Source organism: Blastocatellia bacterium, assembly GCA_025054955.1.
Taxonomy (GTDB): domain Bacteria; phylum Acidobacteriota; class Blastocatellia; order HR10; family J050; genus JANWZE01.
Window position 1 is genome coordinate 1 of sequence record JANWZE010000077.1, and the last position, 17,689, is coordinate 17,689.

Sequence of the window (17,689 nt, forward strand, 5' to 3'; positions counted from 1 at the left end):
CCACGCCAACCTTGGTATTACCTCGATTGTGAAGGGGTGCTGTTCTAGAGCGATTTTCAGTTGCCTTTAGCTAGGGGGCCCCACATCTGCGGGCGAATCCACGCTGGAAGCGGGCGTTCCCAGGGCAAACTCATTCACAAACCGCTCTAGGCTATCAACCAATTTACGCCGGTGACTACGCGGCTCCGAGTGTCTTCTCACTAACACTACTCCTGCTGCGGCTCCTCATCCTTGAGAATCTTTGACCGCTTTATTCGCTCCCAGAGTTCTGCCTCGTATTGATCGGTTGGCTCCCGTTGCAAAATCTTCTTGAACCCTTCCCGCACTTGCGGTGTGTTTATCTCCTCTAGGAATTTGAAAAACCCGTACCGCAAATTCACATCCTCTGAGGGATCCTCAATGACCCGAAGGAAAGGAGCCACATTGATGCTTCTGCCAAATTGTTGATAGGCGACGTCCAGCACCTGCCGAACTGAAACTCGAACCTGGCGGGGTCTGGATGGGTCGCTAGCCACCCGGATGAGTTTTTCAATCTGTTTGTCAGTCAGTCGCTCAAGGGCCGTTCTTCGACGGAAAGGGATGATGCTGCGAAGATCTTCAGCGGCAGAGGCGGCAAAAAGCTCCGGAATCTGCAGGTTTTCGATCAAACTCATCGAGAATTCCAGGAATTCCTGCTCTCGGCGCTCACGATCCCTTATGCTGTCAATCTCGGTATAGCGTTTAATGATTAAAAGGCTGTCTGGATTGGCTTCCAATGCCCAAGTATACGCGTAGAACTTCTTCTTCGGGTAGTACCTCCGTATCCCCGTCACCTCACCTGAACCAATTTCTACGTCTACATCGTCCTTGCCCTCACGTACCTTCTCGAGAAAGAAAATCCATTTCTCGCCAGGCTCAATGTAAGGAAATCTCCATAGCTTATAGCCGCCTTCCATGGGTTCTATCACCACATAGGGTTCTTCGGACTTGGGTAAAGGTATGCCGAAGTCGGCAGGGATCGAAACGAGTTGTTTAGAGGGCAGCACCAACGCTTCAACGATGGAGCCGGGCACGACCAATCCTTTCCCTTTCAGCACCGCGTGGACCCGAATGGTCATGATCTTGACTCTCTCCGTGTTGTACATCAACGTCGGAATTTTGACCTTAATCCCCGGTGCATACTTCATATCAATCATCTCGCCGATGGCAACCACAGGCAGAGCTGCAACCTGGGAGCCGGGCCTACGATGGGTCCACCAAGCCCACGTGGATAAGACATACCATCCCAACACACTCTGAGTCACCACCAGCCATACTCCACAACAAATTGCTAGTTTTAAGTTCCTGTGTTTCATTTTACTCCTAAAGTACCGCCTGATCATGGCCGAGGCAATATTGTTTTAAGGTACTCACTGTCTTGTCGCAGACCAGCCCTAAAAGTCGGTCGCGTTGTAAACACATAGGGGTTCTCTAGTAAGTCACGAGAAGCCAGTTGCGAAGCCATTAGCTCCTCCTCATTCGCACCCTCCCTCGTGTGATTCAATTCAGTTCCATCAAACATCCAGCCGGTGAACCGATCATCCCGAATTATGTCCCTCTCCTGTTCCGATGAATGTCCAGTCCTTGGATTCGGGCGGCTGGCCGGATTAGGCACCAACCCAAGCCGATGCCCCACCTCGTGCGCCGCTACGTTGCCAATCCCATTGCCAATCCGTTGCGCGTCATTGACAACCAGTACTCTGTCCTTGTAGTACGGCAAACGGTTCACAAACACTCCTAACCGATCGTCTTCTGCCACATTCGCATTGTAGATAATATCTCCACCGAAAGTCAGGTTCAGATGATTGATCTGGGCCTGCCCCAGCATGTAAGTTGGTTGTGTATTCAAGCTGGGATTCTGATCAGGCGCTCGCAGAAAACGCCCGTTGGCCCCTCGAATCGCCGTAATATCAACCACGATCACAGCATCCTCGTCAGTCACCGCCACTGACCCTTGCGCCAACTCGACAATGACATTGGCCATAGCTTCCTCATACAGCTCCTGAACTCGCTCACGCGTTCTCGCCTTGATTTGCTCCACTTTGGTCGTTCCCAGTCCCAAACCACCATCGGCTGTATCTCTTAAGTAGAGCACCGCATCATTGAGAAACCGAAGTTTGATAGTTATCGGCCCGACCTGAACGCGCGGTGGAGGTCCTGCCACACACCCCTGATGGGCACAGTAGAGCAGTTGATTATTGGGTAACCTAGCCTGAACGTCGGTTGTACCTGTGGCACGTGCCGTCAGTAAACCGTTGGCGCTCACGGTGGCGATATTGGAGTTCTGTACACCAAACGTCGTGCCTTGAGGGAACTGTTGCATCGGTTGGCAATGTTGATCTTCGGGCGTCAGTTGCTTGCTCTGCCCAACAGCTAACGACATCACGCGCGGCTTGATGTAGCTGGCCAGTTGACCAGGTTGGATGCTGAGCACAGCACTGTCCTGCACGGGACGTAACTTGGTGATGTTCGACGGTAGATTCACAAGATCAGCTTTCCATGTCGCCGTCCCGGTTGGGACACTACAGCCTGCCGGCACAATGATCGTAAAACGAAAATCAATCAGGCCACTACTACTGCCGAGCTTCCCCTGCGGATTCGATTCCCCAGGCGCAACGGCTGTCAACAAACCACATCCTACCGACGGCAGACTCAACTCAACATATACCTGAAGAAAATCCTGGCTTGTGACGTTCTCGGTCTCAACGGTCACCGTCAGCACCGAGCTTCCCCCAGGATTTGTTGTTGTCGGGTTGAACGTGGTGCTTTTGATGCGAGCGGTTTTCTGGGCAACGCGGCGGACAAGGAGGGTGGCACTGGGTTCAACGCCAGGGGACGTGCATGCGAAGGAATTCACCCCTGCATCCAAGGACATATCGGCCCTGTATGCCAGCAGTCCGGGTAGCGCACACCCTGGGAGCGCACTCAATTGAACGGCAAACACAAATGGGACCGCCACGTTGTTGGCCGGTACAAATTGGGTCAAAGAAACCGGCGTCACGTTGCTAATGATACAGGGCAATGAGCGAGCATTGTCTCGATTGACGCGCACTGTAACGTCTTGGCCACCCTCTCCCGTACCAGGATTTATCACGTATGCCCTCAGGAGCACTGTCGTAGATGCGCCGCCCGGCTCCACCTGGACTTCACTAGGAGAAAACTCCACACGTGTCAACTCCGGTCTATAACTTGTTAACCTGACTTCCCACGGAATAATCCCTATCTCCTCGGGCCGTGCCCCATTCCCGTCCGGTGCAATTAAACTACTGAAATTCAGTTGCAGCGTGCCCGGACAACAGCCAATGGCTCTTACCGTAGCGTTGAGATAACCCGGAAGCTGGAATAGATTCCCGACTGCTAAGCAGCCTGTACTCGCATACGACATCCCGGTAATTCGGCTCTGAGAGATGGATGGCGGAGGGCCACCATAGCAGAGCCCGACACTGAACGCCGTGGCTGGACCGCCAATGATGCCCGCCCAACCGCTGACGCGGGCACAAATACTTAGGCGCACATTAACGCCCAGGCCTCCTATAGGGGACGGAGTGACATATACTACAAACTCCAAACTCACATCGATGGAGACACCAATAACGAGACCGGTGATATTGACCGGCGTCAGGGGGAAATTATTCAACGGCGGACATACGGTTCCCCGGCAGGCAATTAGACTGGCAAACCATCGAAAGTGGAACGGGTTATAACGGGCACCGAAGGCCACGCCTCCCTGGTTTGTCCCGGCTGGTTGGTCGGGAAGTTCATCGAGCACCTTCGGCGTTTGAAAGTATATCGGTGTGACTAGGTCCGCTGCGATTGTAAATGTCTGAAGACCGTCAGCCGTGGCGGGAGCGTCGAGGGGAACCTGCGGATCAATCACAATCGGTTCGGTGTCCATCCCCATTGCACCGGACACTCTGATTTCTACCTGCCCGGCGGCATCTTCCGAAATTTGCACCAACCCGTTCATCACAAACAGCGGGAATGGCGAGTCTAATTGTCGGACTGAAACGTTGGAAATCTGTAAGCGACTTGGGTCTTCTGAGGTCAGCGTTGCCCCGTTTAAGTGATAACCGACCACCGACAGCGCATACATGCTTCCCGGTCGGACAATGGCAGGTGTGTACGAAGAAATCTTTAGTCTGGCCGGCACAACACTAAGATTGAACGCCTGGTATCCATAAGAGTTAACGAGCGCTGTGGGAACGTAATTTGTGGAGTAGTATTGGTAAAAAACGAAACAGAGATGCGTTGGAACAAACGCATCTAGTTGCATCGTTCGACCGGCTGGATCAACACTGACAATGCTGATGCTCGGCGCACAACTAGGTTGTTGGCTGGGAGGAATACTGAGTGTGGCCCCGTTGAGATTCGATCCCGTCAATGTCAATCTCGTCGTCATGTTCTCATTGACAAACCCCATCCGCAAGTGGGGCAAATTACCGACAGCAGATGTTACCACGCCCGGCGTGATAGATTCTATTAGTGGCGGGCCGGTCGGTGGCTGCCGGAGAATGAACACGCCATTGCTGGTGTCACTCACTGACGGCGTCGTGACGCTCGAGATTTTGATGAGCGCGTGGCTGGTGGGCGGCCCTGTCACCTGCCAACTGACGGAGCCCGTGTTGGGCTGGCTGGCAACCAGCGTCTCGTAGCTGCTGCCGCCATTACGCGACAACTCGATCTTGACATTCCCCGTGACATTGACCGAATTCCAGCGGATCGTTTGCACCGATCCGATCGGCCAATCCTCGCCGCCATCGGGCACCTGCACGGTGATCTGCCCCGTCGCGTCCGTCAGCCTCAACGTGGCTGTCAAAACGCGGTCATCACCGATGATAGGCTCACAATTCGGCCAATAGAAATCCGTCGTGAATCGGGCCGTAACGTCCACCGTGCCGGCCTGAATCCGCGAGATGCGAACAAACCGGTTACCCTCTTGAACAATCTGCCGAATAGTGACCGAATTGGGGGGATTCACAGCAAATGTCAGTGCACCCGAGGTTGATAAATTGATATTTTCAAACAACGCCCCGGTGTCACACTCCACTCTCTTGCCCCAAACGGGCAGTTCCAAGACTTGACCGAGCGGCAGCGATTGGGTCACGGGCGGTTGATTGGGGTCGGGCCCCGACGGACCCGCCACACACGGGCCTTCGCTCCCCTCGACTCCCCAACGAATGCAACCCCAAGGTCGGCTAGTTTGATTTCCACCGCCCCATTCATTCGTGCTGGTGTTGATCTTCAGGCGCGGATCATAAATGATCACCCGGCCAATCAAGCCACGCTGTGGGCTCACGTCCGTCCACTGCGCCTGCCCCCGCTCGATCCATCGCGGTATCACTTGATCCTGATCGCTGCCAATTTGCCGGTCTCGCAACGCGCGAATATCCAACGTCACCGTCTCGCCCGGTCCAATCGCCTGCACGCCCCAATCCCACTCGCCAGCTTCATGCACCAGCTTCAACTGAAACTGACCGACTTCCTGCCGCGTGTTCTTGATCTGCACCACCGAGCGCGTCTGTCCTGTCAATCGCCAGGGAAACGCAAAGGTGTTGGTCGGCAGCGCGTCCGGGTCTTTGATCAACACGTCGAACGCCATGCTGGCGCTGCGATCGAAACTGACCGCATGGGCGACAACGCTGCCCGGCTCGCTCGTGTAAGCAATTTCCAATCCCGCTGAGTCAATCCGGCGGGGCAGCCCTGCCCGCGCGAGTGCCTCGTTCAACGCCACTTGTTTCACCTGGTAGGGAGCTAGCCTCAGCGCGGGCAGCGTCGCCGTTTTCGTCAGTAAGCCCACCGTGTAGGTCACTCGCACAGTCGCTTGGATGTCAGCGCCGGTGGTATTGCCCAGAAGCAATAGCGTATCGAAACTGGTCAAGCTGACGCCGGGCACGCTGCTCGGTTTGATGAACAGTCCAGCGCCGTGCAGGCCACGGGAGCGGCGCATGGCCGGGTCCACGCAGCGAATCGTCGTGGAAAAACCCTGGTCATTATGTACCATCACGTATGCGAGCACGTCGCCCGGCTCGCCATCATGTTCGATCCGGAGGCCACCGTTGGTCGGCAGCGGAGCGGTCAGATTCAACGCAGCCAGGGCCTCACCAAGTGACACCTGTCGCACTTGATGCGGCTGAAGCGTTAACGGCGCGAGCGCGCGCGGTTGACCGTTGATGAGCAACGTGGGTCTGACGGTCACCGGTTGCTCACCGGTATTGGTCAGAATCAACTGGGCCGCACTCGATTCATCCGGCAGCCACCACAGTCCATCGAGTACGGTTGAGCGATAAAACCAATCGCGGTTATCGAGGGGAAAATCGAACGACCAGCTTGCCTCTGGCTGGGTGACGGTCACCTGCGCAGCAAGTGAAAATTCCTTTCCCGTATGACGAAACCGCAAGCTGCCCCAGGTAAACGTCACTTTCTGTGCGCTCAGCCACTGGCGCAGATTGAGGTGCTGCCGTTCGCGCTGGCGCAGCGCCAGCGCGGGCAGCTCGACCCGTTGCCCATTTGCGGCGAAAAATTCAGGAAAAACTTGAATCGGTTCGTCCGAGGTGTTGCTGACCATCAACCATGACTCGAACCCCGATTGGACCGTCCAATACGGCCCTTCGATCATCTGACGCGGCACAAATTGCGCGGAAGCACGTGGCGGCGAATGAACTACGACCGGCAACAAAACCGTCAGTCCAAAGGAGGCGAGAATCGCCAGAATGGTAAACTTCAACCATCGTGACCGGTGAAAATGGTACCCCCCCCACGCAATGCAATTCTGTTCGTCATACCACCCTCCGCGCTTACCGTCGCTTTAACGAGCTTATCGCGCGTAAGCGACTGACCGGTATGTTTGTTACCCTCCAACCCCTGTAGATTGGTCAGGCCGTTCCCATAATACCATGCAAGCGACTGACCAGTATGTTTGTTACCCTGCCGTTCGGTTACGCCTGGTTTTCAATACCAAACCTTAAGGGAAACGTGAACTGCGAGCTTACCTAATCTTGTGAAACTCGCTTCCTCACCCGCTATGTAGACCGGAAAGTTTACTAATTCCCACTACGACTGACCCCCGACCGATATCCTTCAAGGGGTTCGGTCGGGGTTATGTCAGTTTCAATCAGTAATAACAAACAAAGGATCGAGATTAGCTTGTTTCTTACCGTCCAAATAATTGGGGGTAGATGTGAGCTCACTGGTTCAGTCAACAATAGTACCCGCCCTTTGCAAAAGCACACCCACGATCAAAGCTAATTGCGACAAGATGACTGTTAACGTCAGCAGCTTGTCCATAGCTTCTCTCCTTCTCGAGCAAATGATGCTGTGTTCCCACCATCAGACAGGCGGCATTGTAACAAAATTCGGCTTGGGGGGCAATAAAAAATTCAAGCGGGCGGCTCACAGCAAAAATTTATTGACTCACAAAACGATTCTTGGTATGATGGGGCTGCACCGGAAGAAAGCCTCCAGAACCGTTGGCACATCTCCAGTTAACTCTTCATTAACTACGCGTGTTGTTGGAAGAGTGCATCTGTCATGCAAGCGATTGAACCTTCGCCTTCGGTCTATGCTGGAGCCTACCATCAGCAAGCTGACGCCGTGCTGCTTCAGCAGTGCCTAGAGAGAAATGAGCAGGCATGTTCAGCTCTATTGCAGCGCTACGGCGATATGATCTACTCGATAGCCTGCCGATGGAGCCTCTCACCGGAGGAGGCAGCGCGAGTGTTTCAATCTGTATGGCTAGCGCTGGTTGAAAAACCGGGGTTAGCGTATCAAGAAGATGGATTGAGCTGCTGGGTGGTGTCCTCGACATTGGCCGAGTGTGTTCGAATTCGTCAACAAAGACACGGCACCTTGCGCTGCGACACGGACGCCGTCCTGTCAGAGGAAGAGATTGCCAAGCTGGAACAAGAACGGTTACTTCAGCAGGCGCTCTTGACAATGGCGGAGCCGTGTCAGGAGCGGCTCAGGTTCGTCTTGTACGACAAACAAACGTGGCTCTGCCAGCGTGCCGAAGACCCAACGCCAGCAACATGCGGCATTGAGCCAAAAATTCGTTGTTGCTTAGCAAAGTTATTAGCCATGCTCAAGGAGTTGGGCTTTTGACGTGTTGCCTGGATACCAAGCCGGCAACGAGCAACAAAAATGGAGACAGAGAACATGACGTGCATACCGATTGAAATGTTACTGGCGCAAGCACAAGGTACATTGCCTGTCGAGGAGGCCGAGCGAATCACTCACCATCTGCTCACGGCATGCCCATCATGCCGGGACCAATTCGACCTGATTCAGAAAACTGTGGCGGCCTGTGAGAATCGGAGTTTGGTCAGTCCACCTGATTGGTTGGTCAATCAAGCGATGAGTCTGTTTCGCTGGCGACCAGTGTCGGAGAAGGCAAATGAGCGGGAGATCATTCCGGCGACGCTGCTGTCTGACAGCACAACCAACAGGCGGCTGCTCGGCTTTCGCGGCGCCGGCGTAGCCGGTCGCCATCTGCTCTACCGAGCCGGAAATTATGACATTGACCTATTCATTGACTGCATCGAGCCGGCCAGGGCGTTTGACATCATTGGCCAAACGATGCCGACGGGATTAGAGCTGGACGCAGTGGCGCATGGCGATGTGGAGTTATTCAAAGCATCCAGCTTGGCGCTTGCCACCAAGACGAATGAATTTGGCGAGTTCCTGCTGGAACGCGTTGAAGAAGGCATTTACAGCCTGAAGCTCAAGTTCAAGACTTCGGAAATTGACATCGTTGAACTGAGAGCGTTAGCAGAGGAGTAGCAAAAGCGTGCAGGTTGAAACGACAACGATCCAGGACTTGGATCAGCCGGCCACAATCCAGGCGGCAGCTAAGCCATCTTGGAGTGACGAACAATTCGTCGAGATGGTCGAATCACTCGCCGGTAGTGACCAGCTCGATTATTTCTTGCGCTCCCATCAAGAACGAATTAACCGTGACACAATCAAATTATTGAAGGATCGGGTGAACTATCTGGTTCAGGCGGACCTGGGTCAAGCGATGCGCTTGGCCGAAGCGATGTGCAACGCGGCTGTGCTTTCCGGCGATCCGGTTTGCGAAGCAATAGCCCAGCATGCCTGGGGCCAAGCGTTATATTTCTCTGGCCGACATTCAGAGGCACTTGAGGCTTATGAAAGAGCTGCTGCCATCTACGGTGGCTTGGGGATGGAAGTGGAGAGCGCCCGAATTGCTCGCGCTCAAGTCGCTGCTCTGATGTATGTTGGCAACTACGCTCAAGCGCTCGCATTGGCTGACAAGGCTCGTGAAGTGTTTCGTCTGCACAATGAGATGGTGCTGCTGGCGGGACTAGAACTCAACGTTGGCAGCATTCATCATCGTTTGGATCAATACCCCGAGGCGCTGGAATGTTTCAACCGTGCGCGGCATCTGTATGCGGATTATCAAGACGAATTGGGCATTGCCTGGACGAACTATAACTGTGCCAATCAATATACCTGCTTGAACGAATTTGAGCGGGCGCTGACGCTATACCAGGAAGCGAAGCTAACATTTGAGAAGCTCAACATGTGGCGCATGGTCAACGATGTTGAGTACAGTCTCGCGTGGTTGCACTTTCAGCGTGGCAATTTTCAGGAGAGTCTCAAACTATTCTACAAGGTAAATGATCGCGCCAAAGAGTTGAGTGATGTTGTTACTGAGGCGCTCTGTGATTTGGATTTGTCTGAAGTTTATTTGCGATTGAACGCTCATGAAGATGCGCTGGAATCGGCGCAATCAGCGGTGCAGAAGTTTTCCGCGCTGGGGATGACCTACGAGCATATTAAGGCGCGGATGTATGTAGGGATTGCGCGGGCCAATCGGGGCGAGTATGCCGAGGCCGAACAGGAATTGCAAGCGGCGCGGCAGGGCTTCAAGGATGAAGGCAATGATGTATTCATGGCGTTGACCGACGTGCACCTGAGCGAGCTATACACACGGCAGCACGCCTTGCAGCAGGCGCTCACCTATGCGCAGGAGGCCAAGGAGGTTTTAGAAAGGCTGGGGATTGCCTCCAGGACGCAGTATGCGGAGATGCAACTTGCGCAGATTCACTATTTGATGGGCAACCTGGATGCAGCGCAGCAGCTTTGCCACTCGGTGTTGGCGAAGATGGAGGACATGGAATCGCCGTGGTTGAGGCATCGGTGTTTGTACTTGCTGGGCGCGACGCTCGAACGAGCTGGGAAGCCGGAGGAAGCCTATCCGCATTACACGCAGGCGGTGGCCCATCTGGAGAGTTTGCGCAGCACGATCTCTGTGGATGAGTTCAAAAGCTCGTTCCTGGAGGACAAGCAACGGATTTATGAGGACATCGTCAGATTGTGCCTCAGAAGAGAAAACGAGCCGATGGTGACGGAGGCGTTTTCATTTGTTGAGGCGGCCAAGTCGCGTGCCCTGGTTGAATTGCTACTGAGAGGCGACGAGCATCGGATCAAGCGGCGGTCAACTACCGCGGCAGCGGAAGCGCTCCATCACCAATGGCAACAAGTGCGGGAGCAATTGGATTGGTACTACAACCGCATCAATCATTACGAACTGCGCAGCCAGCAGCCGGCTCTCACGATCACGCGACAGTTGCGTCAGGAGGTGCGGCGGCGCGAGCGGGAGTTGGCCAAGCTCGATCGGCGCATGCGTGTGGAAGACGCCGAACATGTTTCGTTGCGCACGGTGACACGACCTGACGTCGCCGAACTGCGTCGGTATCTGGCCGCTGACGAGGTGCTGATTGAGTATTACGTGATGAGTGGTCGGATCAAGGCCTTTGCGCTGGACCGGGATGGCGTGCAAGTTTCCTCAGACCTTACAACCACGGCGAACATCACCTCTTACTTGCGGCGATTGCGGTTTTACATGGAGAAGTTCACGTTGAGCGACGAGTACATTCGCGCGCACAGGCAGAGCATACAGCAGCTCACGGAGCAGTGTTTACATGGGCTTTACGCGGAGGTCGTCGAGCCGATTGCCTCGTGGATTGAAGGGCGCAAGATACTGTTTGTGCCACACAATGTCCTGCACTATGTGCCGTTCCATGCGTTGTACGACGGGCGCCAGCATCTGATTGATCGCCATGAAATCTCCTATAGTCCCAGCGCCACCGTGTGGAAGTGGAGTCTGGATAAGGCCCGCAAGCAGTCGCCGGGCGACGATGTGCTGATCATGGGCATTCCAGACGACGCCATGCCGTTCATTCATGAAGAAGTCGGCACGGTTCACTCGTTGTGGCCGCAGGCGAAGGTCTTTGTGGGTGAGGAAGCGACATTAGATTGTCTGAAGAGTGAGGCCAGGAACTGCCGGCTGCTTCACCTGGCGTCGCACGCTGTGTTTCGCCGCGACAATCCGATGTTTTCGGCGCTGCGACTGAGCGACTCGTGGTTGAGCTTTTTTGATATTTTCAACTTGGATTTAACGGTTGACCTGGTGACGTTGAGCGCCTGCGAAACCGGCGTGAACGAAGTCTCGCCCGGTGACGAGCTGTTTGGATTGATGCGTGGGTTTCTTTATGCTGGCGCGCCGTCATTGATTGTCAGTCTGTGGATGGTCAATGATCGTTCCACTTCGACATTCATGCGCTGGTTGTATAACGGATTGAAGGAAGGCCTGACCAAGCGGCAGGCGATCCGGCAAGCGATGTTACAGATTCGCGCCGAGTATGGCCACCCCTATTACTGGGCGCCGTTTATCCTGATGGGAAAACCAACATAGAGGCTCTGGTGTGGAGGGAGCGATATGGAGCAAGCAAATTTGACAGCGGAAACCGAGGTCAAGCAGTTGAGCGTACACGAGCGGATTCTGCGGCGCACAAGCGAGATCGTTGAACGGAATCGGCAGTTGACGGCGCTCAACACGATTGCCACATCGGTCAGTCAGTCGTTGGATTTATCCTCGGTGCTGGAGAGCGCCACCGACCAGATCATGTACTTGATGGAATTTGAAGCTGGTTGGATCTCGCTGCTGGAGGCTCAGAGCAACCAACTGACGTTGAGCGTGCAACGTGGGTTGTCAGACGCAGCGGTTGAGCTGCTGAGGCAGCCGCTTGCCGGCCACATGCTCATGGGGTCGGTGGCCCAAACGGGCGAGCCGCTGATCGGGCATCTGCCGACGGGGCATGAGGATGCCTTGAGCGGGCAATTACGGCGGGATGGCTTCTCATTCTTCGTGGCTTTTCCGCTCAAAGCCAAAGGCAAGACGTTGGGCGTGATGACGCTCTGTTGCAAGAAGACGCGCATTGTGGATCGTGGCAGTAGCGAATTCCTATCTTCCGTCGGCGACATCATTGGCGTGGCGGTGGAGAACGCCTCGCTCTATCACAACATTGCCCAGATTGCCGAGCAATTGAAGGTCTCTGAGCACAAGTATCGGTCGCTGATTGAAAAGGCCAAAGATGCGGTCCTGCTGATCCAGGACGGTCGTATCTGTTACGCCAATCAGAGCGCAGTGACCATCAGTGGATATTCGCTGGAGGAGCTTTATCAGCTTGAAAATGTCCTTGATTTGGTCCCTGAAAATGACCGCGAAGCCGTCAAGCAGTGGTGTGAACAGATCGCGCAGGATGAGGAGCTGGCGAGCCTGGAGGTGGTAGCCCGCCACAAAGATGGTCATGAGATTCATCTGGAGGTGCGTGGGTCAACGGTTGAGGTTGACGGCCGCCCGGCGACGCAATTTGTCGTTCGTGATGTTAGTGAACAAAAGCTGTTGCGCGAGCAAATTATGCGGTCTGAGAAGATGGCTGCGCTCGGTCAATTGATTTCCGGCGTGGCGCATGAACTGAACAATCCGCTGACGGTGGTCATCGGCTACAGTGAACTGCTGACGCTGGCCGGGCAACAGCTTCCCGAGACGGTTCAGCGTGGACTGAGCACCATCCAGGATGCGGCGCAACGGGCTGGCAAAATCGTACAAAACTTGTTGACCTTTGCCCGCAAGCATCAAGCGACCCAAGCGCGGGTCAAGATCAACGAGCTGATCGAGCATACGCTGGCGTTGCGCGCTTACGAGATGAGCGTCAATAACATTGAGGTGGAGAAAGAGCTGGCCGAAGACCTGCCGGAGACAGTGGCTGACCCGCATCAATTGCAACAGGTCTTCTTGAATTTGATCGTCAACGCTGAGCAGGCGATGTTGAAAGCCAACAATCGCGGGCTTCTTCGGATTCACACGCGGGAGAAAGTGGGCTACTTGCCGAAGCTTCAAGGCCCGACGCGGCTGATCGAAATCGTGTTCAGTGACGATGGGCCGGGCATTGCGCCGGAGCACATGTCACGCATCTTCGAGCCGTTCTTCACCACCAAGGATGTGGGTGAGGGCACAGGGCTGGGGCTTTCAATCTCCCACGCGATCATCCGGGCGCACCGAGGGCGGATTGACGTGCGCAGTGAATTGGGCAAAGGGGCGACGTTCATCATCGAGTTGCCGATTGTGCAAGAGCTATCGGTTGTCGCCAGTGAAGCAGCGGACATGCCGCCGCGCAAGCAGGTCACACCAAAAGACGTGCTCATCATTGATGACGAGGCAGGGATTGTCAATCTCTTGCGCCGGATTATCACTGACGAAGGGCATCGCGTTGAGACGGCGTCCAACGGCTCAGAAGCGTTGAGCCGACTGGCGGACAAGGAATACGATTTGATCTTCTGCGATTACAAAATGCCGCAGATGAACGGTCAGGAGCTGTTTCGCGAGCTTGAGCGGCGCAATGGCCGGCTGGCCAAGAAAATGGTCTTCGTCACCGGCGACACCGTCAGCCCGCAGACGCGCGATTTCCTCGCCACCTGTGGCAGCAAGGTTTTGGAAAAGCCGTTCATCACCCAAGAAATCGTGCGCGTCGTCCGCACCATGCTATCGGATTAACCAGCTTGTGCCGGCCTGGACTGCATTGCGTCAGTAGCTACAACTCCCACCACACCAGCAATCCCACCAGGCCGGCCATTTTCATGGCTCGCCTGCCGGTTTCCTGTTCACCATTTCATTCTGCTTGGTTCCACACGTAGGAGATGGCGCTGCTTTGCCGATCCAAGTGGAATTCGTCGGGGTCATCATAGTTGTATGGCTCGCTCATCACACTGATGACGAGGGCCTCGGTCTGGCTCAGGCACATAAGCCCGTAGTAGACGCCTGGCGGCACTTGCACCAATTTTTGATTCCAATCGCCGATGAACCACTCATCCAGTTGACCGCGCGTTGGCGAGTCGTCGCGGCCATCATAGAGCACCAGTTTGACCATGCCTCGAATGACCAGCAAGTGGGTCCACTGTTTCAGATGATAGTGCCAGGCTTTGATGACCCTCGGATAAAGCGTGTTCAGGTTGAGCTGCCCGAACTTGATGTATATTTCGTCATCAGCACGCAACAATTCAACCAGGCATCCTTGTTCGTTGGGAACCACACGTAACGGTTTAACTTTGACGCCATCAATCATCATGCGCACACCTCGGTTGGTAACCGTGAACTCGCTTGTTGCGCGTAGCGACAGTGGTCTAACAATGGACAGGCCACGCACCGGGGGTGACGTGGACGACAATAGCGCCGGCCCAAGCGGATCAGGTTGATGTGGGTGGAGTAGTACTTCTTCGATGGAATGAGTTGGCCGAGTAACTCATGTGCACGCGCAGCCGAGCAAGCCGGTGGCACCACACCTAGTCGCTTGGCGACCCGCAAGATGTGCGTGTCGGCGGGAAAAACCGGTCGGCGGCAACCAAACAGCAGCACGCACGCTGCCGTCTTCGGACCGACGCCTTCCAACGATGTGAGAAACGCTTTGGCGTCATCCAGTGGCATTCGACGCAGGCAGTCCAGATCGAGGGAACCGCAGCGGGCGTGGATGCGCTGGAGGACTCGCTTGATGCGGACCGATTTGATGTTGGCCAGGCCCGCCTGTCGAATGGCGTCAGCAATGGTCTGCGCGCGCGCGCGACGCGCCTGCTGCCAGTCAGCAAATCGCCGCTTCAGTTGAAGAAACGCTCGGCGGCTATTGATGTCGGTGGTGGATTGCGAGAGGATCGTTTCGATCAACACGTCCAAAGGATTTCGCTTCGGGCCAGGGCGAGGCACGCCGAAGACAGCCTCCAGACGCTCAATGATGGATGTCATCATGTCGGCTTGACCTGTTCCAACACGCGTTGATAGAAAGCCTCGTACAGCGGGATGATCTTCCGGCTGGAGAATCGTTCGATGGCGCGGGCGCGAGCGCGTTGGCCCATGGCCTGACGCAATGAATCGTCTTGCAACAGGTGAATCACCGCCTCGGCCATTGCCGCCACGTCGCCGACCGGTAACAAGTACCCGGTCTCGCCGTGATCAACGACTTCCGGCAGCCCGCCAACGCGGCTGGCCACCACCGGGACTTCACAAGCCATCGCCTCCAACGCTGCCAGCCCAAATGATTCCAGTTCGCTCGGCAGTAACAGCACGTCGGCCAGCGAGAGATATTCCGGCACGTTCGGTTGCTTGCCGACGAAGTGCACGGCATCGGCCACGCCGCGCTGCCGCGCCAGCCATTCGGCATTGGCGCGATCGGGTCCATCGCCGACCATGATGAGCCGCGCCGGCACGTGCCGGCGGACACGAGCTAGAATTTCAATACAATCAGGCGCGCGTTTGGGCGGACGAAAGTTCGAGACATGGATCAACAACGGCTCATCATGCGGCGCCAAGGCGGCGCGTTTCGCCATATTGGCTCGGCGCACATAGAACGTTTCGTCAATGAAATTGGGAATGACCTCAACTTGGCAGCGGCCAAAAATCTCACAAGTGGCGCGGCGCAGGTCTTCCGATACGGCCGTAACGCCATCGCTTTGATGGATGCCGAAGCGTGTCATCGGCAAGTAAGAACGGTCGCGCCCCACCAGCGTGATGTCTGTCCCGTGCAGGGTCGTGACAATTGGCAGGTAACGCTCCGGCTTCAGCATCTCGCGAGCAAGAAATGCGCTGATCGAATGAGGAATCGCATAGTGCACATGGAGAATATCCAGTTTCACATCCAAGGCGACTTCCAGTTGTTTGGTGGCCAACGCTAGATCGTATGGCACGTGCTCGAACAACGGATAATCCATGATCTCGACTTCATGAAAGTGGATACGCTCGGATAACTCGGTGAGGCGCGTCGGCAACGAGGCGCAGATAAAGTGCACCTGATGGCCGCGTCGGCCTAGCTCGATGCCTAATTCCGAGGCCACGATTCCGCTGCCGCCATAGGTAGGATAACAGGTGATGCCGATGTTCATAGCAACGTCTCACGTCAGTTTCTTAGACCAATGGCTGAGGAATCGCCCGTGAGCTCCACGCATACGACGATGGATGAACACGAGGCCGCTGAGGTCACCGAGGTCCACTGCGAGCCCGCTGTGCCTTTGTGCCTTCTTGGCCTCTGCGGCCATTTTCGGGGAGAGACCACGTTGATAGAGCCAAAAAGCATAGCGTGGCCTGAGCTGACTGAACGGGACTGTGCGAGCATCACTCGGCATTTGGTATTTAGGTCATAGCGATGAAATCTTCAAACTCGTCCAGCATCATCAAGCCGCCTTCTTGCGGCGCTTCGACGACGCCATGCGACAACGCAGTCATCACAGCCACCACGCGCAGTTGAAATAGGCTGGCTTGCCCATATTCATCGCTGTCGGCCGTAATCGTGTACTTGCGCGCCGCGTTCTTCACCTGGAAAGGCAGTTGATCATAATCTTCGGCCATCTGCTGAATATGCTCAGTCGAAGGGATGCTGACCGTAATCCGGCAATGCCAGGTGACGCCATCTTTCTCAGCAGTCAGATGGAGTTGGCTCCACTGGTTCGGCGCCTGCTCGGTCTCAGGGAGGGCCTGCACGCGACAGGGAAAGCCGGCGGCTGTCAGGGCATTGATAATATCAGTTGTTGCCGGGAGACGGTTTTTATTCGACCAGACAAAAAATTCCTGATTCATGCCCAATCCTCATTGATCAGTTCCTCAGGGAGTTTTGGTGTCGTTGGCTGACATGCATGAGCTATGCTTAACAGTGTGTATCATCGGTAATACGTGGCAGTGCCATTGTAGTCAAGCCTGCATTTTATTGCAACAATTTTTCGCTCTGCTCAAGGCTCATGGGTGGTTCTTTTTTGTTCTTACGCTGCTCGCGTTTGAGTTTGAGTTCCTGTTCGCTTTCCCGCGCGTCCTGGTAGGCCACCTTCACATCTTCGATGATCTGCTCCAGCCGCTGGTTCGTGGCCGCATCAGAGATGCGCGAGCGGAGCGCCTCCAGTCGTGGCAGGTGCCGGCTCATATGTTCACAGAACAGCGTCAGCGCCTTGAGCATCTTTTCGTCCGACACACGGCGGTCATAGGCTTCTTCGACATTGACAATGACCTCTTCAATCGCGCGATGATAGTGATTGAGCCAATCGGCGCGCGTGCCCGAAGCAAGCGCGCCCCACTCCCGCTCCTCGCGCTTGAGCGCGGGCGATTGTGGGTCTTCCGCTGCCAACAACCGACGTTCGGCAATTTTCATGAACGTCTTGACGCGCTGGTCAATCACTTGCGCGTTGCGCACATGCTCGACTTCTTCACTCGTCAAATAATCAATGGACGCCTGAGGCAAAATCAGCTCCGCCTCCCAAAGCGTACCCAGTAGGCTCATTGCAAGAAGTATGACCGCTGCTGGCGTGTAGATCATAACCGCTGCACATGCTACGTAAT

Annotated in this window: 11 protein-coding genes; 4 read left to right on the plus strand and 7 right to left on the minus strand. The window is 55.3% G+C overall.

What is annotated here, in order from left to right; genetic code table 11:
* Nucleotides 1-206: 206 nt before the first annotated feature.
* A complete protein-coding gene (locus NZ823_10400; protein ID MCS6805535.1) occupies nt 207-1,193 on the minus strand; it encodes a hypothetical protein in 987 nt (328 codons plus the stop codon).
* 164 nt (nt 1,194-1,357) lie between these two features.
* Entirely contained in the window at nt 1,358-6,742 is a 5,385-nt protein-coding gene (locus tag NZ823_10405) for an Ig-like domain-containing protein (protein MCS6805536.1), read from the minus strand.
* An 803-nt stretch (nt 6,743-7,545) separates the two neighbouring features.
* Here NZ823_10405 and NZ823_10410 point away from each other — a divergent pair.
* From NZ823_10410 to NZ823_10425, 4 genes are read left to right on the plus strand one after another with little or no spacing between them, the layout of a single operon-like run.
* Complete coding sequence (locus tag NZ823_10410; GenBank protein MCS6805537.1) at nt 7,546-8,115, plus strand: hypothetical protein; 570 nt, start codon at nt 7,546-7,548, stop codon at nt 8,113-8,115.
* A 39-nt stretch (nt 8,116-8,154) separates the two neighbouring features.
* Nucleotides 8,155-8,793, plus strand: a complete 639-nt coding sequence (locus NZ823_10415; GenBank protein ID MCS6805538.1) for a hypothetical protein — start codon at nt 8,155-8,157, stop codon at nt 8,791-8,793.
* A 7-nt stretch (nt 8,794-8,800) separates the two neighbouring features.
* Complete coding sequence (locus NZ823_10420) at nt 8,801-11,734, plus strand: CHAT domain-containing protein (GenBank protein ID MCS6805539.1); 2,934 nt, start codon at nt 8,801-8,803, stop codon at nt 11,732-11,734.
* A gap of 24 nt (nt 11,735-11,758) precedes the next feature.
* Nucleotides 11,759-13,876: a PAS domain S-box protein gene (locus tag NZ823_10425; GenBank protein ID MCS6805540.1), complete on the plus strand. Its 2,118-nt coding sequence runs from the start codon at nt 11,759-11,761 to the stop codon at nt 13,874-13,876.
* A 115-nt stretch (nt 13,877-13,991) separates the two neighbouring features.
* Here the strand turns inward: NZ823_10425 and NZ823_10430 are convergent, their stop codons facing one another.
* From NZ823_10430 to NZ823_10450, 5 genes are all read right to left on the minus strand, one after another.
* Nucleotides 13,992-14,447 (minus strand): dTDP-4-dehydrorhamnose 3,5-epimerase family protein, encoded by a 456-nt coding sequence (locus NZ823_10430; protein ID MCS6805541.1) that lies wholly within the window; start codon nt 14,445-14,447, stop codon nt 13,992-13,994.
* Nucleotides 14,444-15,118, minus strand: coding sequence for an endonuclease III (locus NZ823_10435; protein MCS6805542.1), 675 nt, complete (start codon nt 15,116-15,118; stop codon nt 14,444-14,446). Before NZ823_10435 ends, NZ823_10430 begins: the two co-directional genes overlap by 4 nt.
* Nucleotides 15,115-16,248, minus strand: a complete 1,134-nt coding sequence (gene bshA, locus NZ823_10440; GenBank protein ID MCS6805543.1) for an N-acetyl-alpha-D-glucosaminyl L-malate synthase BshA — start codon at nt 16,246-16,248, stop codon at nt 15,115-15,117. The genes NZ823_10435 and bshA overlap by 4 nt, the downstream gene beginning before the upstream one ends.
* A 247-nt stretch (nt 16,249-16,495) precedes the next feature.
* Nucleotides 16,496-16,939: a hypothetical protein gene (locus tag NZ823_10445; GenBank protein MCS6805544.1), complete on the minus strand. Its 444-nt coding sequence runs from the start codon at nt 16,937-16,939 to the stop codon at nt 16,496-16,498.
* A gap of 124 nt (nt 16,940-17,063) precedes the next feature.
* Entirely contained in the window at nt 17,064-17,666 is a 603-nt protein-coding gene (locus NZ823_10450) for a hypothetical protein (protein ID MCS6805545.1), read from the minus strand.
* Nucleotides 17,667-17,689: the final 23 nt, after the last annotated feature.